Below are 22678 nucleotides of genomic sequence, written 5' to 3'. Positions count from 1 at the left end.
TGTTAAACTTTCCTGCTTGCCGTTCTTTGTCGCATTACTGTTTGATTGATGTTGCCATTTGTACTAAAACGCGTGCCTTAATTATAGCTGCGGGATCTATTAATTTTTTTGAAATAATGACTTCAAACATACAAAATCACTATAAAAAAGCTAGTTAACAAAGTATTAAGTCATTTGACTACTTTTCTCTTCTTTCAAGTTAACAATATAAGGGCGATAAAATCAAAAATTATTCCTAATTATCATACTTCTTATCGCTAATTACTTTACCGTTACCAATGGACTTAATCTTCTGGGCACCGTCATCACCGTCACCAACTTGGTGGAATAATCCACCTGAATACAGCAAGACCTGCTTATGTTCATAGTCATCATGTTCAAAGGTATAAGTAATCTTATAAGTAACACTGCTGCAATTATTCGGAGCAGGCGCAATTGAGACAATACTACATTCCATTGAAAAGTCATTAATATCATCACTATTTCTAAATTTAGCTTCTTGTGTATGCAGGTCTTGGTAACCCTTATTCTCAGCCCCACCGATAAAAGCATCTTCATCTGGAGAATTGAAGTTGTCTTGCAAAATACTTTCTGCGTCATCTTTTTCAATTAAACCAGGCCACTTGGGACTAACCACGTTGCTGCTACTATCATCGTCATCATCAAAGCCTAGATTATCGTAGTCCACCGTATCTGACTTAATGGTTTTGCCATCGACCTGGGCTTCCACAAAAATCTTCATATTCTCAGTAACTGGATATTCTTTAAAAGTTTTAATACCTTTCTTGTTCAATATTCCAACCCGCTTGTCGTTGATATAGACAGCCGCTCCAGGCATACTCTTAACTACGAAGTTCACAGTCTTGATATCCATGTTGATGGCCTGATTAGAATTAATCGTTATACTCTTATCAGCCGATAATTCATGGCCTGATGCTATCGACTTAACCACAATGTGGTACTTACCTGGGAAAAGTGGTGTAGTCTTCTTATAATATTCCCCACCGCTACCATCAATGCCGCCAAACTTTTGGCCATTCACATAAATACTGGAATTAGAATGGTTGGTCTTAATTTGCGGTGTATATGTTTTGAACTGCAACTTGTACTTCGGGAAAAATAACATGTAGTTACCACTTTTAACCAAAGTTACGTCTTTATACTCATTGCCGTACTTAAAGGCATCCGCCATTTGGTTTGCATCTTCATAATGGTCAGCGTAATAATTCTGCGTAGGTCTTAGTGCTGCATCAGTTACGTGAACGTTAGGATTGTCAGAAGTAACATACTGAGCTAAGCCCTGCCGCGGATTTTTCAGTGCAGCATTAATCTGCGTAATCTGATTATTGCGTTGGTAGTGGTTTGATCCCCAGACATAAAAGACAATGAAAATCACCACTAAAGCAGCCACGCAGCTCAGTATAATTTTATTTTTCTTCTTCATTGGCGGTTTCTTATTAACAAGAACAGCTTGTTGAGTGGCAACTGGCTGAACTTTAGCTGTTTGGGCTCTTTGGGTGCGCCGCTCCTGCTTAGGAGCTTGGGCTTTAGCTAATTGCTTACCACAATTAGGACAAAATTCCGCGTTAATATCGATCTTTTGACCACAATTGGGACAAAATTGACTTTTACTCATTCTCTTTTCCCCCTTTTTAGATTCCTCTATAGGACATCATCTGCCCAATAACAGTTTGATAAAGAAGTGAAAACAAAATTAACATACCTGCGAGATTAATACCAAAAGCAATTAAAAAGCCATAAACTTTGTCGCGTTTTGCATCCATGTCTCCAAGTAATACCACTTGTTGTCCCATTGAGAACAATAATGATATTAGAACTAATAGAACTAATGCTAACGCAACACTGCCTGGTCCCATCAACATTAATAAAAAGAAGATTATTGAAAAAATTAGGTTTAAGTTGCTAGCATGCACACCGCGATTAATAAAGTCGAAAAATTCTACATTTCGATTATAAATAAACTTGTGAGCCAGGTAATAGCTACCGATAATAATTGCTTCATACAGCAAAATAAAAAACAGTACTTTAAACACAATACTAAAAGAAAAGCCCATTAGATCCAATGCTCGGCCAGCTTGCTCAAAAGTATTGCTAAAACTCATTGCTGCGTGAAGAATAGTGTTAGCACAGAAATACAAGCCTAAAACAATCAATAAATCTTCAATCAAGATAGTTACCCAACCATACCACCTTTCAGCTTGCATTGTGTTTTTAGCTGGGCTCTTCCAGGAATCAAGGCACCATTGCCAATAACTACTGAGACTACTTTGACTGGTCCCCTCTTGAACATTGTTTTGACTAACTTCAGACCATTGGGGCATCCCGGACTGAACTTGACCAGGTTCTTTCTGCCTGCTTTGTGCATATTCTGATTCTTGACCCACACTTATTTTACGCAGATCAGTCCCACAAGCTGTACAAAAGTTAACATTGCTTCCCATTGCGGAACCACACTTAGGACACTTTTTCATTCATAACTCCTTCTACTAGCAGATATTATTTTAATATCTGCTAAAAACAATAAATTGTTACTTTTCATTTCTCTATTTATTAATTGTAAATAAAAACAGAATACTTGCTAATTGTAAAATTATTCAAAAAGCCTGTCAAATAGCACCATAATTTTATGCTTTTTCACATAGAATTATAGTAAACTAGTTGTTATAAAAGATAATAATATCTAAATGAGGTTATCAAAATGAAAATAGTTAATTTGGACAGCTATGCGCTCAATCCTGGTGATCTGGATTGGTCAGGTCTTAAAGCGTTAGGCGATTGTACTTTTTATGACCGAACACCAGTTGACGATGATGCCGAAATCTTAAAGCGGATTGGCGATGCTGAAATTGTCTTGACCAACAAGACACCGCTTAAGCAGAATGTGATCACTAAGGCACCAAACCTGAAATACATTGGGGTAACTGCCACTGGCTACAATGTAATTGACACAGCGGCTGCTCGCGCAGCTGGCATCCCCGTCACCAACATTCCGACTTACGGCACCGAAGCCGTTGCGCAGTTCACCTTTGCACTGCTACTAGAAATTACTAGCCACGTTGGGTTGCATAATGACATAGTCCACCAAGGAAAATGGTCAAGCAACCCTGACTTTACCTTCTGGGCAAAACCATTAATGGAATTGTCGGGCAAGACACTGGGACTCATTGGCTTTGGCAATATTGCTCAAAAGGTGGCAGAGATTGGTCACGCTTTTTCAATGAATGTGATCTTTTATAATCACCGGCCAAAAAACAACCTTCCTGAATATGTAGAGCAAGTCACCCTCGATGAACTATATCAACGGTCTGATATTATCAGCCTGCACGTGCCCCAGACGCCTGAAACAACTGAAATGATCAACCAAAAATCAATTAGTCAAATGAGGGATGGGGTAATCCTGCTTAACACAGCTCGCGGCGGCCTTATCAGCGAAATTGATGTCGCCCAAGCTTTGAACGCAAGAAAAATCAAAGCTGCTGGCGTTGATGTTGCCCAAAAAGAGCCAATAGCAGCAGACAGCCCACTGCTTCAGGCCCAGAACTGCTACATCACGCCCCACATTGCCTGGGCACCCCGCGAAACGCGCAACCGCCTGCTGGGCATTGTGATTGCTAACTTGCAAGCTTTCTTAAATGGTCAAAAGCTAAATGTAGTTAATTAAAAAGTATATTCAAAAAGCCCGTCATACTTATCCGGTATGGCGGGCTTTTAGCAGGAGAATGATAATTTACAACTTAGTCTGAACACCTTTATTTTGGTCCACCAGATAGTCTTCACTGTGAGCATCAATCAAGGCGTGAAATTCTTGGAAGTCATACACAGAAAATTCTGTCAACTGCTCTTCCATGTATTCCTTAATTTCCATATATTTAAGCCTGCTAATATCGCGCTGCTCTAAAGTCGAGATCAGCTTACGTGCATAAGCATCTGCAATAAAGGCTGCTCTGCCAAACACATATAGCAGCATGTCATCGGCGGTCTCATTGCCAATACCCTTAATTTGAAGCAGGCTACTGCGCAATTTAGCCCCTGGCAGAGCTGCATTTATCTGCTCAATGTCAAAATCATATTGCGCCATAAAGTGCAGCGTCGCATGGATTGTCTGGGCTTTAGCATTATAAAAACCGCTGGGCCGAATCATGGTTTTTAATTGGTCAAGCGAAAGATTCAAGATGGCTTGCGGTTTAAAACCGACCTGTTGGCGCAGATTGTCTAATGAACGATCCACGTTGCGCCAATTCGTGTTCTGGACCAGGATGGCCCCAATAATAATTTCATATTCGTTTTCTGCCGGCCACCAGTGCTGCGCGCCATAAAGTGCTAACATTTCGCGGTAGACGTTATCATAATTAACCAAAAGTCATGCTCCTCAACTAAAAGTCATTTTTTTCTTAGCAAATTTAGATTGTTCAAAATCTATGATAGAGAATAATTCTAGCAATTGCTAATTATTGCTTAAATTTTCCAGGACTAATCATTCAGTGACTACAGCAAGCATATTTTTACCGACTTTTTTATCTACTTTATAAAGCACCCAACGTTAACCAATTAACTGATTAGAATAAAAATCGCTGTTGGTGGAACTGATTTTTTTAAAGGATTGCAGTGGCACTGGTATTTGCCTCATTTATCATTGTCTTGTTGACCTATATCGACAAACACAGGTAAACAAAAGCTCATAACGAGATCGCCCCCCGCATACGCGGGGAACACATACTCATAGTATTTTCCAAGTTTCCCGTCATAGGATCACCCCCGCATACGCGGGGAACACTTAAAAACTTTGCCCGACAGGTTGTTTGAGTTAGTAACTGCGGATCAATGTTGACTGCTTTAGCAATTTGGGGAGCAAGGGGCAGCAATTCATTAAAGTCTTCCTGGGTAATTTTTCGGTCTGCTGTCCTAGGGTAAGAAACAACATTATCTTGATACATTTTTTGATAGGTATTAAGGACTTGTTGAGACTTAAAGCCTTGTTTACCGACAATAACTGATAAGTGACTGAGGTCAAGTAATTGTGGTGGTGTCTGGTGTTTTGAGGTTTCGCTGGTAATTTGAATAGCAGAAGAGTTCAAGGTAGCTGTTGCCTGCTTAGCAAGGGCTTGTTGCTCATAATGTTGGCCATCCGGATTTTTAAAAATATGATTAGCAGTATCCTTAAAACGCACCTCATAGAACGGCTTTTTGACATAGTTTTTCCGCGCTTCAAGCTGATAATTGATTAAGCCGATAATGACTGACTTAAGCCGTCCTAATTTTTGCGTTTTAACATTATAATCGGCAGTCCTTTCAGCAATCAATGCAATTCTGGAAAGCTGCATCGATAAGAAATCAAATCTTTCACGCGCCAGACCTTTTTGATATTGGCCATACGTTGCTTTATTGCTGACATCAGTAAGTGTGGCCAGAGCCTTTTTAACTGAATTCGGCGATTCGTCTGCAAAGCAGGCACGCAGGACTGTCTTATGCCAACCTATATAATCGACTATTTCTTGGCCCAAAACGTCACCTTCTCCCGAAGGATCGTCATCAGTGGCAATAATTATTGCGTCATGACCATTTGCTGCCTTTTTAATTTGACTAAGCGTCTCTTGGGCGCCTTTTTTTGAATGTTTTTCCCAAGTGAAATCATTGGGATTCCATGGAAAATTTCCTAAATCAGTCCAGTTTTTGTATTTACCCACCAGCTCCGGTGCTACCATTTCATGAGGTTCTTTTAGTTCCAATAAGTGTCCGTGTGCTGCGATAATATCGTAGCTGTCTGTTCCGGAGCCGCCTGGTATTAAATTTATAAAGCCGCTAAGACCTCCTAAAGCTTCCGCAAAGTGCCGAGCAGCAGAAGGCTTTTCAGTTAGTATTAAATATTTCAAGGTGTTCCTTTCTAAAATAAAAAGGACAGCCTGTGCTGTCCTTCAAAAATCAATCAATCTATTGTCAACTTGTTTAGTAGAATTTCTTGTTATATCAATGAACTTGACCATAGAATTGCGCTCTCAGCATAATGCTTATTCAATTCGATAGTAATTATCATTGATTTTACGTAAAAAAGACCGAACTTTCGTTAGGTCTAATATTTTTGATTAACTAAAGTTCAAGTCCTTCATCTTGTTCTGATATTTGTTGCTCTTTATTATACTTGTTAGCCAATATTGTAAAAGCAGTCTCCCGGCTAGGAAGATTTTGAACCTTAATTAATTTTGAAATTCGTCCCACATCAGCGTCCATTTGCGCTTTAATCATCTCTTCGTTTTTTCGAGGATAGTCGATTACTTGGCCATGGTTTGCTGCATAGGCAGAAAGAAAAACTTTACAGCTCCGCCCGTTCCCCTCTCTAAACGGGTGCATAAAGTTGATTTCGTCCAATAGTTTAGCGTAATCCTCAGCAGCTAAGGCTTTCTTTTTTGGCAGATTGTGCATAATATTATTAATATTTTTTTCCGCATATCCAAATCTTGAATGGTCAAAAAAGTCATAGCCGTTTTTTTGGAAATTGCCCGGTCTGTATTTTCCAGCCCAATCATATAAATGGCCAAACATGATTTTATGAACCTTTTTAATATCCTGAATATTTTTAATTTGGGGCTTAGAGTGGAGAAAAATTGCTGCTCTCCGCGTCGCTTCCAAATACTCTATTTGTTCAAGCTTTTGTTGATTTCGAATATGATATCTGTTTTTTAAAACGCCGTTGGGATACAACGTTTCTTGTATCCAGTCACTCATTGTTACTATCCCAAATTGCAGCAATTTCCTTAACTTCTTCTGGATCAGGATTTACAACTCCGTCCAGAACGGCTTGAATATCCTCCTTAGTGGGGTTCCAGCCCTCTAAATGACTAGCTTCTACTACTCCCCGGATTTCAAAATACATTTCTTTATCTGGTATAAAGACGCCCTGAATGGTCTGCGCGTCATCATCAATTTCTAAATTATATGATTGTGGTTTTAACATATTTAATAAATCACCCGCTCTTTTATCTAAACCGACCGCAAAGGCGTCAAGAATTCTGATTGACCAAGCTTCAATAGGCCTAGCAATTGCTTTTCTTAGTGTACTTTCTGAAACGTGACTCTTTTCGGCAACTTCCCTTACCGAAACGTGTTTATTATTCAGTAGTTTTGTAATTGTTGCGCTCATTTTAAAATGCTCATTTCTAAAATTATTTCCTAAATATATTATACCATATTTGGAAACATTTATTCCATTTATGGAAGTGTCTTAATGCGAAGCGTATATCTGTTAAAGTTCTAGACCTTCATCTTGAATTATGTCTTGCTGTTTAGCGTACATAGCTGCCAACTGCTTTTGGGTCATTGGTTCTTGTTCTAATCGACAACTTTTGAGGATCCTTGACCCCAATAAATAATTGCATATTGCTACAATATCGTAGCTATTTTTCTCAGAACAACAGAGAATTAAATTAATGAAACTGCTAAAATTGCCTAAAGTTTCGGTAAAATGTCTCAAAATAGAGCATTTTTTAGCCAAGCAAAAAACCTAACTTTTGTTAGGTTTCAATCGTTGATATTCTGTTTATACAATAAATGATAATACTTAGCCTACATGTCCACCAAAAATTGTTGCTAATCCTATGCCCAATCCCTTGTCTGCAGGGAATTGTGGATCAAGTAATAATCGATAAATCTTTCTTCCGTTATCTGATAACTCTTGTCGAATAGCAAGAGGAGTTAGTTCCATTTTGAGAGAATTAACTATAGCAGGAAAATATTCTTTTTTTTCTAAACGCTTTTTTATATTAAGAAATATTTTTCTTTCTTTTGTCGTAATGAGGTCTTGTAAACAATAATTTATTTCATTAAATAAAATAGTTTCACTTTTTTCTTTGTTCATATAAAACCACTTTCATCAGTTATGCCCAAATCCAAAACCCTTACTCATAGCATCTCCCCAACCTTGTTTCATTACATGTAAAACTGTTTGTGTGGGAGATCTAGTTACAACGTATCTATAATGCCCTTTATTGCTTTGCATTAAGTATCCATTAGAACCAGTAGTTGTATCTAATACGCGCCATTTTTCTTTTTCTTTTGGAAAATATCCTGTACTTGCTGTATGTGCCATCGAGCGTAATAATGGGTTAACGGCTTCATCAGGAACTTGTCCAGCTTTAATATCCTGTTTTACTTTAACTTCTTTATTAGAAGCTTGTGCCGTGTTTATAGCAGCCTGTTTTGCTTCTGCTCCTTTATTAGAAGCTTGTACTGTGTTATCAGTAACTTTTTCACTATTAGCAGATTCAACAGAATCGGCAGCTACAGTTTGCGTTTTAGCGGCAGTGAGGAAAACTGCTGATAACATCATACTTGACATTAAAGTAATAACTTTTCTTTTTTCCATTTTATTAACCTCCAATAATGTAGTATGTCCAATATTATGATATGTATCTAATTAAAAGTCAATATTTTTTTAATTTAATTATTATAAATAAAAAATATTGGTACAGGCAAGGCAAAGTTAAACAAAATAGATTAAAGCTCTAACTCTTCTTCTTTCTCTTGTCCTCCTTTATATTGATTATATATTGTTGTCAATTCTAGTTGAGAAAGTGGTTGTGATGTCGTATGCTTCTCAATATTCTTTTCAATTTCCTGCTCTTCGATGAAATTGATCATGCTATCGGCAGCCTTAGTGGTATTTGAAAGAATTTTTGCTTGCATTTCTGGATTTAATTGGTCAAGCTTTTTCCCGTTGTCTGTCCAGCCAGCAATGTAGTCTACAGTGTACTCCCGATTATCAATGCCATAGTTTTGGGCCACTAAATAAGAAGTCATTTGAGCTTGTAGCTCTTGTAGTGGCCGTGATAAATCTTTGGTTTTAGAACCAGGCAGGCCGTGCAATTGGGCATGCCCTAATTCGTGCATTAAAGTAGTCGTCATTTCGCTCCCAGTATTGCTAGGATTGAGGTATATTTCCTTTTTTGCAGGTACAGTGACTCCCTTTGCAATTCCAAAAGTATTACTGTAGTCGGCTTCAGGCAGAGTTCTATTAACTGAATACCCTAATTTTTGAGCAAAGGATCACCCCCGCATACGCGGGGAACACCTCTTTCAAGCGGATTGTGTCTTAGTCGCAGGAGGATCACCCCCGCATACGCGGGGAACACTCCCGTACCCATCTAAATTTTCAATTAAACTGAGGATCACCCCCGCATACGCGGGGAACACACTAAACAAATGTTATTAGACCGGGATTTGTTTTTCCAATAAAGGACAAATTTTATGAGTTTAGTTTATAAACAAAATTTTGTTGTTTTGTGAGTTTAGTTTATAATAGTAACTTTTCTGAGCTTCAATTTTGCTCTCCTTCACAAAAATATTGATTAAATATCTATAATAATGAGCCAGTAGTTAACTACTGGTTTTTTCTTACTATTGAGAAACAATGATATTGAGCAGGTACATATATGATACCGCTTATAATTATCAGCTTCAATAGGATAGACTAGCCCTATTGTAAACAGTTAGTTTTAGGTTACCAAAGCGGGACTAATACTTTTAGTAAAGCTAAAAAATCATTGATCCGACACACATAAAAGTAGCTAAAAACACTATCCTATCAGCTTTTATGTCCATCATGAAATTAAACTCTGACACACAATCACTTTTTGTGTGTCACTCATGTGTCGGACAAACATCTTTTTAAAGTAATTAACATTCATTCGTTGTTATTTACTTTAGCTAAACGTTGTTATATCAACATTTGTTTCTTTAACTTGGTTAAGAATATATCTAAATTATGCTGATTGCCAGAATCGAACTGGCGACCTTTTCTTTACGAGGGAAACGCTCTACCAACTGAGCTAAATCAGCTTTTTTGCAACATTTAAATTATAGCAGAAGTAGAAAAATCATGCAATCAAATGCATGATTTTCTCTTTGCTTAATTTGGGGACTAGCATTTTGAAACAGCATCTTTGTCCACGTATCTGGACGATTTTATCCGGGCAGGTACTGCTTATATCACAAGCAATTCATTTTATACTATATATCAAATTTGCATTGCAAATTGCAATACAAATTGTACAATAAAGATGTAGCAACAGTGATATTATTATTTTTCTTTTGGCGTTTCTTCCATATTGTTAAGCGCATATTCGCATGCCTGAATTACAAAGCCAGAAAAAGTTACATCTTTACCTTTGATTGCTTGCTCAATTCGTTGAATGAGTTTAAGGGGAAACCTTACTGTCTTGTTTTCTGTTTCCCTATGATTTGGTCTAATTCTGAATGCCAAATTCATCACCTCCTGCAAGTTAATTATATGGAGCATTTGATGATAAATATGCATTGCATAATGCAATAAAATTTATGATATAAAAAGAAATGCAAAATGCATAATAATATCAGCATAGTACTCAAGCTTAAGGGGGAATTATTATTGCATCAAGACAACAAGTATAGGAAAAGCAATACTGATAAGGAGAGAAAAATGAAAAATAGTCACAAAGTAGGTAAATTAATAATCAGTGCAGCACTGGCTGTCACAATGGTTGGCGTCTCAACCACCGCGTTTTCCGCGCAGTCTGGCACGCTCCAAACCGTTGAGGCCAAGAGTAAGAAGACCATCAACATCAGTAAATACTCTGAAGACAATAATTGTATTCTGAAGTTCGATGTCAAAACAAAGACTTTACATATCAAGGAAGGCAAAAATGATAATGTACTAGGACAAACTCCAATATACCAAGCAATCCACAAGGCAAAAAAACATATTTCCAAAAGACGCATTTTTAAGCCAAGCGACATTAAGCACATCAGTATCGATAACGAGATAGCTCTACCATGGAGGTCTGATTATTTGTTTTCAAAATTATACAATCTCGAAGACATCACAGGTCTTAGCAATGTTGACAGTAGCGAAGCTGGGTACTTAGATTATCTGTTTGCCAAAGATAAGAGCTTAAAGACATTAGACTTAAGTTCTTGGGATGTAAGTGATTCAGAGTCCTGGCTTGACATGTTTTCTGGTGCTAAGTCTCTTACTGAAATTAATATTACAGGCTGGGGTGTTGGGTCTACTTCAGACTCTATGTTTGATGGTCTTGACACTACCAAAGTCAAAATCATTGGCATTGAAGAGAGCGAAGACTAACAAAGAGTGCCAAAGACACTAATTCGTGGAGAAAAACAAATGAAAATCAAAAAGATTCTGGTCGCTCTAATTGCCCTAGTCAGTCTAGGAGCAATCATGGGCGAAACCAGCACTAACGTGCAGGCAAAGGCTGCCCCTGCTGTCTTTCCTAAGAAGATGCGCGGAACTTGGTATCAATTTGATAAGGATGCCAATCGTGTTAAAAAATGGACTATCACCAAAAAGAAAGAAATATTTTATGACAACAATGGCAAAAAGTCTTATCTTTACTTGCATCGCAAGCCAAAGTATAGGCCTGCACTAGTTAAAACTACTAAAAAAACCAGGAACTGGACTTTCCTTGAGCCCATGGTGCGAGTTCGCGGTCGCAACTGGGTCACTCAGTATGCCTGGGATCAAACCGCAGGCGCTGGAGCCCACTATAATGTCTCTAAACTTAAGGGACATTGGGTTTTAACTAATGCTGGCGGAGCAGGGTTCTGGAGTTCCGAGCATTGGTACCACTCAGCCAAACTTGCCAAAAAACTAAAAAACCGTCATTATGCTGGCTTTGCATATTAACAGTTAGGAGAAAAAATGAAATTAAAAAAGAAATCGCAATCGCATTATGCGCTGTTGCTTTAACAAGCGTTGGAGTAACTGCGGTTGTCAATGACAGCACCCAGGTAGCTAATGCCAGTGCTAGCCATGCTGGTTATAACAACTGGATTCAATATGGCACATTAAAGTATGCACTGAAGGGACCATCTGGCAAAGTATATCCAGCTGGTACTAAAGTTGCTAGATATTCAGGTGACATTACCACACCGGCTAAATCTCAACCGGGTAAGCCATTTTTGTTAACATTAATGCTTGCAGGAAATGGCGATTTAAATTTGCAATTTGGTGGTGGACGAATTGCCGAGACCTATGTAAATGCGGGTGAATGGCAACAAGTTGGTGATCCTGACAGAGATAAAGGCATGGACATTGTTCAGAGCTCATCTGATATGACTGATTTAGATTCAAGTGATTTTCATCCTGTTGATAGCAGTAATCAGGATGTAGTTAATGCTGATTTAACCGAATTAAAACAGGCTTATCATGATTGGGTATTTGGAACTGCTGGCGATCCACATAATGCAAATGATGTAAAGGTGTCCGATAAATTAATGGCTGAATATCATCGAGCTTGTGGAGTAGGCGTAACACAGTCATTTGTTGACCAAGTAACCGCTAAATTGAGAGCCTCATTAGAGCACTTTAAAAAGACTGGCAATATAGATGTCAATGATAATAGCGCCTCTAAACCAAGCAGTGATAAAAATACTGCTCCTAAGCCAAAAAAAATCCGTAAAAAGCGCAAGATTAAGTTGCGCAAGGCTTCTTACCGCTACAATCACAAGGGCAAGCGCGTGTCTAAACGCAAGCTCAAAAAGGGAACGACCATTAAGATCAAAAACGCCCTCTACTCCATTAAGAATAAGCTCTACTACCGGATTGGCAAGAACCGCTATATTCGTGCAGTGAATGCCCGTTAATCTAATACAAAGTCAACTTTAGATAAATTGAAAGTTAGGAGAAAAAATGAAATTAAAGAAAGTAATTATTGCATTCGGAGCACTGGTGACCTTAGGCGCAGCCAGCGGAGTTGCAAGCAACACAACAAGCCCAGTTCAAGCCAAAAACAACACACCCGTTTACCCAAAAAAGATGCGTGGCACTTGGTATGCATACCATAATAATGGACATGATAGTTATTTTCAAAAGATGACTTTTACCAAGAATAACCATATTTATTATGATTACAATGGACACACTAGTGCAGTCATGAAATTAAAGAAATATGTGCCACACGATAAACCCGATTTTGAGGGTAGCCATCAGGAACATATTAAAGGTTATCGAAAGTTTAAGAAACTTAATTGGATTAATATCCAATTATGGAACGATCCGCCTGAGATTAATACCGGACAACGTGCTGGCGTTTTTTACAATGTTTCCAAAATCAATGGTCATCAAGTATTATCAGTTGCAAAGACTGTAGACGGTAAAAAAATATGCGTTACCTACCAAAACTACCATTCACGAAAAGTAGCTAAAAAAATGGCACAGCATCATTACAAGGGATTTTTGTATTGGTAAATAATATTTGAAATTAAAAGGGTCCTGAAAGTTGAAATTAACAACTTTCAGGACCCTTTTTACTTACAGCATTATCTTATTCTATTTCCAGTCCAGACACAGCCCCTGCTTGTGGAGCAGCTCTGGCAGCTGGTCGCGGTCGATGGACTTGTTGTTCAACTTGTCGCCCGTAATTTGCTTAGTAAAGGAGTCGATACGGCGGTTGGCATCGCGCAAGTCATAATAGGTGGTTACAACCTGGTCGTAATCCTTGAGGTCATCAACCTTAAAGTCGCGCGGATAGTCATTTTCAAAAGTGGTGAATTCCAGCGGCAGACGGGGCTTGAGCTGGGGCTCCTGGTCGGGCACGCCGACTTGCATCCCCAGTGCCGGAAAGGTCAGCGGCGGCAGGTCCAGCGCATCTACCATTGCCAAGGGGTGGTCATTAATCGTACCTAGCGGCACATAACCAAGCCCCATGCTTTCCACAGCGTTAGCCACATTCTGCCAGGCTAGGAGCGTGTCGTCCATGCCCTGGAAGAAGATATCCGTCGTGTGCACGCGGCCGTCATCCTTGCCCAGCTGCTTGCGAATCTGCTGGTTGCGGTAGAGGTCAACGATAAAGATAAACAAGTCGCCTTCTGCGCCCACGTACTTTTGCCCGCAAAACTCCCTAATCTTGGCCCGCTTGGCTTCATCCGTAACGTGCAAGAGCGTGGCGTTCTGCATGAACATGCTGGTGGCCGTATGCTGGAAAACGGCTTGCAGGGTGGCCAGTTGCTCCTTATTCAGACTTTCATCCTTGAACTTGCGGATCGACCTGTGGTCAACTTGCTGGTCGACTGTTGAATTATGAATCATCTAATTACTTCTTTCTATTAACTGACTATACCAGTTCCACTAATCCATTATAGCAGAAAAAAGATTGCCTCCTGTGCACGCGCTTGTGCTAAAATTTACTTAACTAGAACTATTTAAAATGGAGGCAATTATGCGCATATTAGTTGTGGGCGGCGCGGGCTACATCGGCTCCAACGCGGTCAAGAAGTTAGTTGAGCAGGGCAACAATGTGGTCGTCCTGGACGCGCTCTACACAGGTCACAGAAAGGCTGTCGACCCCAAGGCCAAGTTCTACCAAGGCGACATCGAGGACAAGTTCCTGGTCAGTCAAATCCTGCGCAAGGAAAAGATTGACGCGGTCATGCACTTTGCAGCCTATTCACTCGTGCCCGAATCAGTTAAAAAGCCGCTCAAGTACTACGACAACAACGTGTCTGGCATGATTTCCCTGCTGGAAGCAATGAAAGATGCGGGCGTCAACTACCTGGTCTTCTCGTCCAGCGCGGCCACCTATGGTGTGCCCGAGAAGCTGCCAATCACGGAAGACTCCCCGCTTAATCCAATCAACCCCTACGGCGAGACCAAGATAATGATGGAAAAAATCATGCACTGGGCCGATGAAGCCGACGGCATCAAGTCAATTGCCTTGCGCTACTTCAACGTCGCGGGTGCTTCAAGCGATGGCAACACCGGCGAGGACCACGCACCTGAAACCCACTTGATTCCGAACATCTTGAAGAGTGCGGCCAGCGGCGACGGCAAGCTAACCATCTTTGGCGACGACTACGACACCAAGGACGGCACCAATGTCCGCGATTATGTTGAAATCAGCGACCTGATTGACGCCCACATTCTGGCACTTGACCACCTCATGACCACCAACAAGTCCGACGTCTTCAACCTAGGCACCGCACACGGCTACTCCAACCTGGAAATCCTGCAGGCCGCGCGCGAAGTCACCGGCATCAACATCCCTTACACGATGGGGCCAAGGCGCGGCGGTGATCCCGACAGCCTGGTTGCCAACTCAACCAAGGCTAGAACAATCCTCAAATGGTCGCCTAAGCATGAAAATGTCCACGACGTCATTGCCACCGCATGGAAGTGGCACCAGACCCACCCCAATGGCTACGATGATTAAATAAAAACGAGCAGAAGCGCCACATGGCTAAAGTGCAGGCGCTCTGCGACTACCTGGCTGGCGCGATTTTCACGGTCGGCCAGCAGGTTGAGACGGTGCAGGCCCAGCTGACTAAAGGAAAGGTCAACTAACCGCTTCACCGCCTGGGTCATAATACCCTTCCCCTGGTATTTCCGCCCCAGCCAGTAGCCAATTTCACCGCACTCATTTTTCAGACTAATATTGTGCAGGTCAACCATCCCGGCCGCTTGGCCATCAACTAGTATGACCAGGGCCAGCTTCTGGTAGCGGGCCGTCTCAAGCCGCATCTGTTTGATGAAATCAAGCTCGTCCTCTACCGAAGAGATTGCGTTTGCCCAGGGCAGAAAGCGGGCCAAGGCGGCGCGGTCGCCGGCAACCAGCTCGAAAAGCGCCTGGGCGTGACTGAGCTCTGGCAAGACCAACTCCACCTTCAAGCCATTAACCGTAAATTTTGCACTCGTAAACATATGAGCCTCCTTTATCAACAATTATCATACTACACTTTATTAATCATTTTCATCTACACTTGCATTATAATTAATAAATTTTTGGTAAGTTAATAAGTCAAACATATTGGACAAATGCTATAATCGAATAATGCAGTTTCAATATGAAAATTAGATTTTGGAGTGATTTAATGAGTGAAGAAAGTAATAAAAAAGGCGCCGGCTACGAGCGCACACTGTCCAATGCCCACATCCAGTTAATTGCACTGGGCGGAACGATCGGAACGGGTCTGTTCCTGGGCGTGGGCAACAGCATCAGACGGGCCGGTCCCAGCGTCATCCTGATTTACATCATTGTCGGCGTCTTTTTATTCTTATTAATGCGCGCCCTCGGCGAACTGATTGTCTCCGACCTGTCCAAGCACACCTACATTGACTTCATCAAAAAGTACCTGGGCAAGGACATCGGCTTCATTACCGGCTACCTCTACTGGATCAGTTGGGTGAGCCTGGGCATGGCGGAAATGACCGCACTGGGCATTTACTTTCAGTACTGGTTTCCTCACCTGCCTACCTGGCTGCCGGGTCTTGTTACTATCCCGGTACTGCTCTTCATCAACCTGCTGTCGGCTAGGCTTTTCGGCAACCTAGAGTTCAGCTTCGCCATTATCAAAATCGTGACGGTCATTGCCTTCGTCCTGCTGGTTGGCTACCTGCTGGCAACGGGCGGGCGCACCCAAGTCGGCCCCGTTACCTTGGCCAACCTAACTGTCCACGGGGGCTTTTTTGCCGAAGGTGCTGGTGGTTTCTTTGCCGGTTTTCAGATGGTTATCTTCAGCTTCGTTGGCGTGGAACTAGTCGGCTTAACTGCCGCTGAAGCCAAGAACCCCAAGGTGATTATTAAAAAGGCCATCAACCAGGTGCCAGTGCGGATTATCCTCTTCTATGTCCTGACGATTGTGGCCATTTTGCTGGTCATCCCCTGGTACCAAATCTCCACAAATTCCAGCCCCTTCGTCCAAACGCTGGCAGCTACCGGCATTCGCAGCGCAGGCTCAATCATCAACTTCGTGGTAATTTCTGCGGCCGTCTCCTCCACCAACAGCTTCCTTTACAGTTCAGGCAGGCTACTCTTTTCCGTGACCTTCAACGGCCCGGGCAAGTGGAACCAAACCTTCGGTCACTTGCGCAGGCAGCTTCCCCAGAATGCTTTGATCCTGTCGGCTGGATTGATGGCGCTGGCGCCTCTTGTTATTATCATCATTGGTGACAATGCCTTCAACTTCATCTCGTCCACTTCGACCAGCATGTTCCTTATCATCTGGTGCCTGATGCTGCTGACCCACATCGCCTACCGCAAGAAGACCAGGGCCCAAGACCTGACGGACTTTCAAATGCCCGCCTTCCCGTTTTCGGACTACATCACCCTATTGTTCTTTATCTTGATGATTGTCCTCCTGCTGGTCCTGCCAGCCAACCGGGTAGCGATGATTGCAGCCATTGCCATCTTCGTTGTCCTATCGGTTTTGACCAAAATACGGCGCAAAGAGCTCAACTAAGCAAAAAGCCTTAGACCATAAAATGATCTAAGACTTTTTTTCTGCTTTTTTACTTGCGAATAAACTTGCGCTTAATCTTCTGCCACAATCCCAGCGCCTGCCGCATATGATCGGCCGGCACATAAGAACGCATGGCGTGCAGCGTCTTCTTGTTGTTGCGCGTTGTAAAGATGAACGTGCCACTGGTCCGCGTGCGCAGCTCAAAGCGGGGAATGTAGCGGCCACCAAAGTGCACATCAGCTACGACATACGTAACTTCCGTCCACGGTATTTGAACGTAGTCGGCAATATTGCGGTCATTATAAAACTCAAACGCCTTATTGCCAACCATCACCTTGCCGTAGGTCGCAATCCCGCGAAACCAGGTGGCAGAGGTCGTTAAGTCAAATTTGGTATTGCTTGATTCAACCATTTTGCTTTAAAGAACGTGCAATACGTGCAGAACGACACCAACAATGAAGATACCGATGATGATGACAATTGGTGAAACTTTCTTCTTTAAGAGCCACATGCAGAAGAAGGTTAACAAGAGACCAGCAAGACCCGGGATCAAACTATCCAGGTTGTTTTGCAGCGTCGTCACCTTGAACTTGGTCAGAGACAGACCGTTGCTCTGGTCAATTAAGGCTTGTTGAATACCCTTAGCACCCTCTGGAAGCTTGCTCCAGTCGATGTAGCCACCCCTTTGGACCGGGGTCCTTGAAACGATTGGCGTAAACTGGATGTTAACCCAGCGTTCAATCAGTGAACCTAAAACGAACATCCCCATCATGGAAGCGCCCCGGGTTACCTTCTGCAGAAGTCCGCCAGACATGTCGTTAGTGATGGCAGACCCGGCACGGTAGCCAAATTCTTGCGTGTACCACATAAATGCAAGTCTAATTGCATTCCAGATAACAAAGAACAGAATTGGCCCCAGAACGTTGCCCTGAATCGCCATTGAGGCACCGAGCGCACCAACGATTGGCCGCACCGTGTACCAGAAGACCGGGTCGCCGACACCGGCGAGTGGTCCCATCATTCCGACCTTAACACCTTGGATGGCCTCGTCTTCAACTTCAGTGCCGTTAGCCTTGTCTTCTTCCAAAGCCAGAGTAACACCCAATATTGGTGAAACCAGGTAGGGGTGAACGTTGAAGAACACCAGGTGCCGCTCAAGGGCTGCTGCCATGTCATCCTTGTTGGGATAGAGCTTGCGCAGCGCTGGAATCATCGAGTATGCGAAACCACCATTCTGCATTCTTTCATAGTTCCATGAAGCCTGCAAGAATTGTGAGTGCCACATAACTTTGAAGCGGTCGGTTTTAGTTAATTTGATTTTTTGATCAGCCATAATAAAATCCTCCTCTTAAATATCACTTTAATAGTCATCAATGATATCGCCGAGTGGGTCGCCGGTACCTTCATTGTCTGAACTAGAACTGCTGCTGCCGCCATTTGACTCTAGGGCCAGGTACATCACAGCCATTGCCAGGCCGATTGCACCCAGTGCGATTAGGGTCAAGTCTTGAATTGCTGCCAGGGCAAAACCGATGGTAAAGAACGGCCAGACTTCACGGCTAGCCATCATGTTGATTACCATTGCGTAACCAACGGCGACAACCATGGCACCACCAATCTGCATGCCTTCAGTCAGCCATGCAGGCATAAGACCTAGCCAATACTGAACAGTTGAGGCCGGAATAGCCAGCAATAAGGCGGCAGGAATGGCAATTCGCAATCCTTGCAGACAGACATCAAGCCACTGCCACATGTTAATCTTGCGCCAGTTGCCCTTTTTGGCATCAGCGTCCATAATGTGCACGATACCAGTTGAAATGGTCCGCACAATCATGGTCAAAAACAGACCGGCAACAGCCAGTGGCATCGCAATACCAGTAGCCATACCAATACCCTTAGTACCCTGGTTACTTTGAACCAAGATGATGGCTGAGGCCACTGAAGCCAGCGCTGCATCAGGTGCAACCGCAGCACCAATGTTGGCCCAACCAAGGGCGATCATTTGCAGCTGTCCGCCTAAGATGACGCCCAGGTCCAGGTGTCCCGTAACCAGTCCAATCAGTGTACAGGCAACTAGTGGTTGGTGAAATTCCCATTGATCCAAGATGCCTTCCATACCTGCTAAGAAGGCAAAGAGAACAACTAAAATCATTTGAATAGCATTCATTTTTTTGCTCCTATCCTATTATTTCTTTTGTTCGTCTAGTAAACTTTGAGCCTTGGCCAAAATTCCGTCCATGTTGCCTGACTTGTCAGTCGGAACTTTCCGAACATCAAACTTGACGCCCATCTTTTCGAGTTCATGGAAAGTGTCAACATCTTCTTGGTTCATCGACAAGACGTTGTTGGCATTAACATCGCCGACTTGGTAAGACATTGAGCCTACGTTAACCGTCTTAATCTCAACACCAGCCTTAACCACTCTTAAAACATCTTCTGGGTTTTCAAAGAGCAGCAATGCATGCGTATTGCCAAAACGTGGATCTTTGGCGATCTCAACCATCTTATCGATTGGTACCGTGTGAGCCTTAACGCCGGCTGGAGCAGCTTCACGAATCATGCTCTTGCGCATTTCATCCTTGGCAACACTATCAGAAACCACAATTACTCGGTCAGGGTGCATTGTTGGAATCCATCCAGTAGCAACTTGACCATGAAGCAGACGTGAATCAATCCGGGCCAATACAATTTTAATATGGCCATCACCAACTACCGTGCCTTCTGGAATGCTCTTCTTGCTGCCTGACTCTTCAGTCTTTGAAGCAGAAGAAGCCTCACTTTGAGGCATTAAATCAGATGGCTTAGTTTTGACCCCATCCTTAGCTGGCCCAACAATTGCAGTTGCAATCTGATGAGCAGTAGATTCAGGATTAGTCATGCGCTGCATTAACGCTTCTACTACCATTGGTAAGTTCATTCCGGCCACTACAGCCCAAGCTGGATGTTCCTCAAGCAAGCTATTAGCCTGATTGAATGGTGTTCCTCCCCACAGGTCGACTAGCAATAATACTTCATCTTGATTATCAAATGAAGCAATTGCTTGTGTCATCTTGCCCTTTATATCATCTGGTCCTTCTTCAGGAGTCAGGATAACATGAGCAAAATTCTCTTGTTCACCGAACAGCATATGCGCTGATTGCGCAATTCCGTCGGCAAAACCACCATGGCTGGCTAATACAATTCCTACCATGAGATTTCCTCCTTTAATTAAAATATATCCGTAGCTATTATAACGTTAAAAAGCCTCTAAGTCACGCCATAATCGACCTGTTGACTAATGAAGTTGTCCTTTTGGGCAACTCAAAAAGGAAACTGAGCAGTTTCCTTCATTATATTTTTGCTAAAATGTTTAAACACCTAATTTTATCCCTGTGTGTGTAGTTGTTTTTCCACCAGTTCTTGCAGTTTGTTACGCGGTAGATCGGCGCCAAATAGTGGCGATCCCGGTTCCAAGATCCGACCGTTTTTTAGTGGACCAATATCCAGTGGATCAAAGCCCAAACGGTCAACCAGGTCTGTCACGACCTTATTAGCCTCCCGATTATCACCTGCCACCGCAATTGCCTTGCGGCCAGAATCACTTGGCTTTCGAGTTTCAGCCTGCAGGTCATGGTAACCCATGTGGTTCAGAGCCTTGACCACATTGCTTTTCTTAAAGTGCAGCTGGACCCGTTCTGATGAGGAATACTCACGAGTCGAATAGACGTTGTCGAGTCCATCTTTTTCCCACCAATAATTCATTGCATCAACTATTATGGTATGTTGGGCCCAAGTAGCTGGAATAGATTGAAACTTGCTCAGCGGAATTGCCAGTATCACTAGGCTGCTCTTCGCAAACAAGTCGCTCGATTCAACTGCCCTCGCTCCTGGAACAATCGTTTCTACTATCAATTTAATTGCACTTGCCGGCTTATCATTTGCCATTAGTACTGGGTAGCCCGCCTGGACTGCAAGCTGGCCCAACACGCTGCCCAACTTACCGACGCCCAGGATGCCAACGATAGGGTACAACGTTGAACTTGTTTCTGCCGTCACGAGCTGGCCCCCAACAATTCTTTAACTCTAGGAATAACTTCCTCGGCGTAAAGGTTGATCGTCCGAATACGATCAGCCTGTAATTGTCCGCCCACGCCATAGACTAGATCAAAACGCTGAGTACCAACAGCAGGCATCATTTTGGCGATTTTTTGGGCCACAATTTCGGGAGTGCCCACATAAAATGCACCACTCTCAATTTCTGCATTGAAGTGCTCTTCGCTCATCTCTGGCCATCCTCGTTCGACTCCCAATTCATCCATAAAAGGCTTCAAATAATCCCAGGCCAATTGTCTGGCATCATCATCGTTTTCCGTTATTATCCCATGTGAGTGCATGGTAACTGGATAAATCGGCTTGTTCAGCTTTTTGGCCGTACGCTCGTATAATTCCACATATGGAGCAAAGCGAGTCGGTTCGCCGCCAATTATTGCCAATACGACCGGAAAGCCAAAGTTAGCGGCCCGCACAATCGACGCCGGGGTGCCACCTACACCAATCTTAACCGGCAGAGGTTCATCCAGCTCTGGATAGACTGTGACGTTATTAAGACTTTGGGTCAGCTTGCCCTTCCAAGTGACTTGCTTGCCCTTAAGCAACTCGGAAAATAGCATCAATTTTTCATCAAACAAATCATCATAATCCTCGAGCTTATACCCATAGAGGGGGAAAGATTCGGTAAATGATCCCCGTCCCAGCATCACTTCTGCACGACCGTTCGACAGCGCCTGCAAAGTAGAGAAGCGTTCAAAAACTCGTACGGGATCATCAGTACTGAGTACGGTTACCGCAGTACCAAGTTTAATCTGCTTCGTCACTGCCGCCAAATTGGACAAGACAATCTCGGGACTGGAAATCGAGAACTCACTCCTATGATGTTCACCAAAGGCGATATGGTCAATTCTTAGCTCATCGGCTAACTTTCCTTCCTTAATGACACCACGCAGCGATTGAGCATCGGTAAAACGCTTGCGTGTCTCATTATTGTATGCCACGTCACCAAAAGTTTCTATGCCAAACTCCAAGTTATTCACATCTATTTTCATTTCAAGGTCCTCCTTCCAACCAATTGCCTTAATATAAACACAAGCGTGGTCTTTTCACAAACAAACCGTCTCGTCGCCAGTATCTCTACCCAAACTTGCTTTTTTATAAACAAAAAAAGGGAGGACCAGTGGTCCTCCCTCTCTACTTGCTCCGGCTGTCAGACTCGAACTGACGACATCTTGATTAACAGTCAAGCGCTCTACCAACTGAGCTAAGCCGGAATATTAAAAAAGCACGGCAACGTCCTACCCTCGCAGGCAGTCTCCCACCAACTACTCTCGGCGTTAAGAAGCTTAACTACTGTGTTCGACATGGTTACAGGTGTTTCCTTCTTGCTCTTGCCACCGTACTTTTT

At 42.7% G+C, this 22678-nt stretch carries 25 protein-coding genes, 2 tRNA genes and 1 rRNA gene; 7 read left to right on the top strand and 21 right to left on the bottom strand.

The window, feature by feature from the left end:
* Positions 1-235 precede the first annotated feature (235 nt).
* On the bottom strand, positions 236-1636 hold the full coding sequence (locus AC2JF7_RS07360) for a zinc ribbon domain-containing protein (RefSeq protein ID WP_500728041.1): 1401 nt from the start codon (positions 1634-1636) through the stop codon (positions 236-238).
* Between the two features lie 16 nt (positions 1637-1652).
* The gene (locus AC2JF7_RS07355) at positions 1653-2492 is read right to left on the bottom strand and encodes a DUF6574 domain-containing protein (RefSeq protein ID WP_500728040.1); all 840 of its coding nucleotides are present in this window, start codon (positions 2490-2492) and stop codon (positions 1653-1655) included.
* A 227-nt stretch (positions 2493-2719) separates the two neighbouring features.
* Between AC2JF7_RS07355 and AC2JF7_RS07350 the strand changes: the two genes are divergently transcribed.
* Positions 2720-3682, top strand: coding sequence for a D-2-hydroxyacid dehydrogenase (locus tag AC2JF7_RS07350; RefSeq protein WP_500728039.1), 963 nt, complete (start codon positions 2720-2722; stop codon positions 3680-3682).
* Positions 3683-3748: 66 nt separating this feature from the next.
* Here the strand turns inward: AC2JF7_RS07350 and AC2JF7_RS07345 are convergent, their stop codons facing one another.
* The 9 genes from AC2JF7_RS07345 to AC2JF7_RS07305 all read right to left on the bottom strand — a co-directional run bounded on the left by AC2JF7_RS07345 (position 3749) and on the right by AC2JF7_RS07305 (position 10273).
* Entirely contained in the window at positions 3749-4378 is a 630-nt protein-coding gene (locus AC2JF7_RS07345; protein WP_500728038.1) for an endonuclease III domain-containing protein, read from the bottom strand.
* A gap of 319 nt (positions 4379-4697) precedes the next feature.
* Positions 4698-5891, bottom strand: coding sequence for a DNA topoisomerase (locus tag AC2JF7_RS07340; RefSeq protein WP_500728037.1), 1194 nt, complete (start codon positions 5889-5891; stop codon positions 4698-4700).
* A gap of 214 nt (positions 5892-6105) precedes the next feature.
* Positions 6106-6741 carry a Fic/DOC family protein gene (locus tag AC2JF7_RS07335; protein WP_500728036.1) on the bottom strand — a complete coding sequence of 212 codons (636 nt, stop codon included), beginning with the start codon at positions 6739-6741 and terminating at the stop codon, positions 6106-6108.
* Positions 6734-7156, bottom strand: a complete 423-nt coding sequence (locus tag AC2JF7_RS07330) for a helix-turn-helix domain-containing protein (protein ID WP_090092101.1) — start codon at positions 7154-7156, stop codon at positions 6734-6736. The genes AC2JF7_RS07335 and AC2JF7_RS07330 overlap by 8 nt, the downstream gene beginning before the upstream one ends.
* Before the next feature lie 417 nt (positions 7157-7573).
* On the bottom strand, positions 7574-7870 hold the full coding sequence (locus AC2JF7_RS07325; RefSeq protein WP_500728035.1) for a bacteriocin immunity family protein: 297 nt from the start codon (positions 7868-7870) through the stop codon (positions 7574-7576).
* A 15-nt stretch (positions 7871-7885) separates the two neighbouring features.
* Positions 7886-8377 (bottom strand): garvicin Q family class II bacteriocin, encoded by a 492-nt coding sequence (locus AC2JF7_RS07320; RefSeq protein WP_500728034.1) that lies wholly within the window; start codon positions 8375-8377, stop codon positions 7886-7888.
* Between the two features lie 131 nt (positions 8378-8508).
* Positions 8509-8985: an ImmA/IrrE family metallo-endopeptidase gene (locus AC2JF7_RS07315; protein ID WP_500728084.1), complete on the bottom strand. Its 477-nt coding sequence runs from the start codon at positions 8983-8985 to the stop codon at positions 8509-8511.
* Between the two features lie 791 nt (positions 8986-9776).
* A tRNA-Thr gene (locus AC2JF7_RS07310) sits at positions 9777-9849 on the bottom strand.
* Between the two features lie 241 nt (positions 9850-10090).
* Positions 10091-10273, bottom strand: coding sequence for a YlcI/YnfO family protein (locus AC2JF7_RS07305; RefSeq protein ID WP_500728033.1), 183 nt, complete (start codon positions 10271-10273; stop codon positions 10091-10093).
* 195 nt (positions 10274-10468) lie between these two features.
* Between AC2JF7_RS07305 and AC2JF7_RS07300 the strand changes: the two genes are divergently transcribed.
* Genes AC2JF7_RS07300 through AC2JF7_RS07285 form a run of 4 tightly spaced genes read left to right on the top strand, consistent with a single transcriptional unit; the run spans position 10469 to position 13255 of the window.
* Complete coding sequence (locus tag AC2JF7_RS07300) at positions 10469-11131, top strand: BspA family leucine-rich repeat surface protein (RefSeq protein ID WP_500728032.1); 663 nt, start codon at positions 10469-10471, stop codon at positions 11129-11131.
* Between the two features lie 39 nt (positions 11132-11170).
* Positions 11171-11692 (top strand): hypothetical protein, encoded by a 522-nt coding sequence (locus AC2JF7_RS07295; RefSeq protein ID WP_500728031.1) that lies wholly within the window; start codon positions 11171-11173, stop codon positions 11690-11692.
* The gene (locus AC2JF7_RS07290) at positions 11626-12651 is read left to right on the top strand and encodes an SLAP domain-containing protein (RefSeq protein ID WP_500728030.1); all 1026 of its coding nucleotides are present in this window, start codon (positions 11626-11628) and stop codon (positions 12649-12651) included. Before AC2JF7_RS07295 ends, AC2JF7_RS07290 begins: the two co-directional genes overlap by 67 nt.
* A 46-nt stretch (positions 12652-12697) precedes the next feature.
* Positions 12698-13255: a hypothetical protein gene (locus AC2JF7_RS07285; RefSeq protein ID WP_500728029.1), complete on the top strand. Its 558-nt coding sequence runs from the start codon at positions 12698-12700 to the stop codon at positions 13253-13255.
* A gap of 81 nt (positions 13256-13336) precedes the next feature.
* Here AC2JF7_RS07285 and AC2JF7_RS07280 read toward each other — a convergent pair whose 3' ends face one another.
* Entirely contained in the window at positions 13337-14095 is a 759-nt protein-coding gene (locus AC2JF7_RS07280; RefSeq protein WP_500728028.1) for an NADPH-dependent oxidoreductase, read from the bottom strand.
* Positions 14096-14225: 130 nt separating this feature from the next.
* Here AC2JF7_RS07280 and galE point away from each other — a divergent pair, with 130 nt between their 5' ends.
* Complete coding sequence (galE, locus tag AC2JF7_RS07275) at positions 14226-15215, top strand: UDP-glucose 4-epimerase GalE (RefSeq protein ID WP_500728027.1); 990 nt, start codon at positions 14226-14228, stop codon at positions 15213-15215.
* Here galE and AC2JF7_RS07270 read toward each other — a convergent pair.
* Positions 15212-15703: a GNAT family N-acetyltransferase gene (locus tag AC2JF7_RS07270; protein WP_500728026.1), complete on the bottom strand. Its 492-nt coding sequence runs from the start codon at positions 15701-15703 to the stop codon at positions 15212-15214. The genes galE and AC2JF7_RS07270 overlap by 4 nt on opposite strands.
* Before the next feature lie 170 nt (positions 15704-15873).
* On the opposite strand from AC2JF7_RS07270, the gene AC2JF7_RS07265 reads away from it, so the two are divergent.
* Positions 15874-17241 carry an amino acid permease gene (locus AC2JF7_RS07265; protein ID WP_500728025.1) on the top strand — a complete coding sequence of 456 codons (1368 nt, stop codon included), beginning with the start codon at positions 15874-15876 and terminating at the stop codon, positions 17239-17241.
* A 49-nt stretch (positions 17242-17290) separates the two neighbouring features.
* Here the strand turns inward: AC2JF7_RS07265 and AC2JF7_RS07260 are convergent, their stop codons facing one another.
* The 8 genes from AC2JF7_RS07260 to rrf all read right to left on the bottom strand — a co-directional run bounded on the left by AC2JF7_RS07260 (position 17291) and on the right by rrf (position 22672).
* Positions 17291-17653 carry a DUF956 family protein gene (locus AC2JF7_RS07260; protein ID WP_500728024.1) on the bottom strand — a complete coding sequence of 121 codons (363 nt, stop codon included), beginning with the start codon at positions 17651-17653 and terminating at the stop codon, positions 17291-17293.
* Between the two features lie 6 nt (positions 17654-17659).
* A complete protein-coding gene (locus AC2JF7_RS07255) occupies positions 17660-18574 on the bottom strand; it encodes a PTS system mannose/fructose/sorbose family transporter subunit IID (RefSeq protein ID WP_500728023.1) in 915 nt (304 codons plus the stop codon).
* A 27-nt stretch (positions 18575-18601) separates the two neighbouring features.
* Entirely contained in the window at positions 18602-19408 is an 807-nt protein-coding gene (locus AC2JF7_RS07250) for a PTS mannose/fructose/sorbose transporter subunit IIC (protein ID WP_500728022.1), read from the bottom strand.
* An 18-nt stretch (positions 19409-19426) separates the two neighbouring features.
* Positions 19427-20431, bottom strand: a complete 1005-nt coding sequence (locus tag AC2JF7_RS07245) for a mannose/fructose/sorbose PTS transporter subunit IIA (RefSeq protein WP_500728021.1) — start codon at positions 20429-20431, stop codon at positions 19427-19429.
* Between the two features lie 173 nt (positions 20432-20604).
* Complete coding sequence (locus AC2JF7_RS07240) at positions 20605-21276, bottom strand: NADPH-dependent F420 reductase (protein WP_500728020.1); 672 nt, start codon at positions 21274-21276, stop codon at positions 20605-20607.
* Positions 21273-22322 (bottom strand): LLM class flavin-dependent oxidoreductase, encoded by a 1050-nt coding sequence (locus AC2JF7_RS07235; protein ID WP_500728019.1) that lies wholly within the window; start codon positions 22320-22322, stop codon positions 21273-21275. The genes AC2JF7_RS07240 and AC2JF7_RS07235 overlap by 4 nt, the downstream gene beginning before the upstream one ends.
* Positions 22323-22471: 149 nt before the next feature.
* Positions 22472-22544 (bottom strand) — tRNA-Asn (locus tag AC2JF7_RS07230).
* An 11-nt stretch (positions 22545-22555) separates the two neighbouring features.
* Positions 22556-22672: ribosomal RNA gene (gene rrf, locus AC2JF7_RS07225) — 5S ribosomal RNA — on the bottom strand.
* Positions 22673-22678: the final 6 nt, after the last annotated feature.

Source organism: Lactobacillus sp. XV31L (assembly GCF_059900865.1).
The sequence above is the reverse complement of the archived record's forward strand: the minus strand, read 5'-3'. Positions and strand labels throughout refer to the sequence as shown.

What these genes read in the sequence shown, in the direction of transcription:
- AC2JF7_RS07355 (WP_500728040.1), bottom strand. Translation starts at nt 2,492, where the DNA reads ATGAAAAAGTGTCCTAAGTGTGGTTCCGCAATGGGAAGCAATGTTAAC.
- AC2JF7_RS07295 (WP_500728031.1), top strand. Translation starts at nt 11,171, where the DNA reads ATGAAAATCAAAAAGATTCTGGTCGCTCTAATTGCCCTAGTCAGTCTA.
- AC2JF7_RS07360 (WP_500728041.1), bottom strand. Translation starts at nt 1,636, where the DNA reads ATGAGTAAAAGTCAATTTTGTCCCAATTGTGGTCAAAAGATCGATATT.
- AC2JF7_RS07325 (WP_500728035.1), bottom strand. Translation starts at nt 7,870, where the DNA reads ATGAACAAAGAAAAAAGTGAAACTATTTTATTTAATGAAATAAATTAT.
- AC2JF7_RS07320 (WP_500728034.1), bottom strand. Translation starts at nt 8,377, where the DNA reads ATGGAAAAAAGAAAAGTTATTACTTTAATGTCAAGTATGATGTTATCA.
- AC2JF7_RS07335 (WP_500728036.1), bottom strand. Translation starts at nt 6,741, where the DNA reads ATGAGTGACTGGATACAAGAAACGTTGTATCCCAACGGCGTTTTAAAA.
- AC2JF7_RS07265 (WP_500728025.1), top strand. Translation starts at nt 15,874, where the DNA reads ATGAGTGAAGAAAGTAATAAAAAAGGCGCCGGCTACGAGCGCACACTG.
- AC2JF7_RS07260 (WP_500728024.1), bottom strand. Translation starts at nt 17,653, where the DNA reads ATGGTTGAATCAAGCAATACCAAATTTGACTTAACGACCTCTGCCACC.
- AC2JF7_RS07285 (WP_500728029.1), top strand. Translation starts at nt 12,698, where the DNA reads ATGAAATTAAAGAAAGTAATTATTGCATTCGGAGCACTGGTGACCTTA.
- AC2JF7_RS07245 (WP_500728021.1), bottom strand. Translation starts at nt 20,431, where the DNA reads ATGGTAGGAATTGTATTAGCCAGCCATGGTGGTTTTGCCGACGGAATT.
- galE (WP_500728027.1), top strand. Translation starts at nt 14,226, where the DNA reads ATGCGCATATTAGTTGTGGGCGGCGCGGGCTACATCGGCTCCAACGCG.
- AC2JF7_RS07280 (WP_500728028.1), bottom strand. Translation starts at nt 14,095, where the DNA reads ATGATTCATAATTCAACAGTCGACCAGCAAGTTGACCACAGGTCGATC.
- AC2JF7_RS07350 (WP_500728039.1), top strand. Translation starts at nt 2,720, where the DNA reads ATGAAAATAGTTAATTTGGACAGCTATGCGCTCAATCCTGGTGATCTG.
- AC2JF7_RS07330 (WP_090092101.1), bottom strand. Translation starts at nt 7,156, where the DNA reads ATGAGCGCAACAATTACAAAACTACTGAATAATAAACACGTTTCGGTA.
- AC2JF7_RS07300 (WP_500728032.1), top strand. Translation starts at nt 10,469, where the DNA reads ATGAAAAATAGTCACAAAGTAGGTAAATTAATAATCAGTGCAGCACTG.
- AC2JF7_RS07255 (WP_500728023.1), bottom strand. Translation starts at nt 18,574, where the DNA reads ATGGCTGATCAAAAAATCAAATTAACTAAAACCGACCGCTTCAAAGTT.
- AC2JF7_RS07270 (WP_500728026.1), bottom strand. Translation starts at nt 15,703, where the DNA reads ATGTTTACGAGTGCAAAATTTACGGTTAATGGCTTGAAGGTGGAGTTG.
- AC2JF7_RS07235 (WP_500728019.1), bottom strand. Translation starts at nt 22,322, where the DNA reads ATGAAAATAGATGTGAATAACTTGGAGTTTGGCATAGAAACTTTTGGT.
- AC2JF7_RS07250 (WP_500728022.1), bottom strand. Translation starts at nt 19,408, where the DNA reads ATGAATGCTATTCAAATGATTTTAGTTGTTCTCTTTGCCTTCTTAGCA.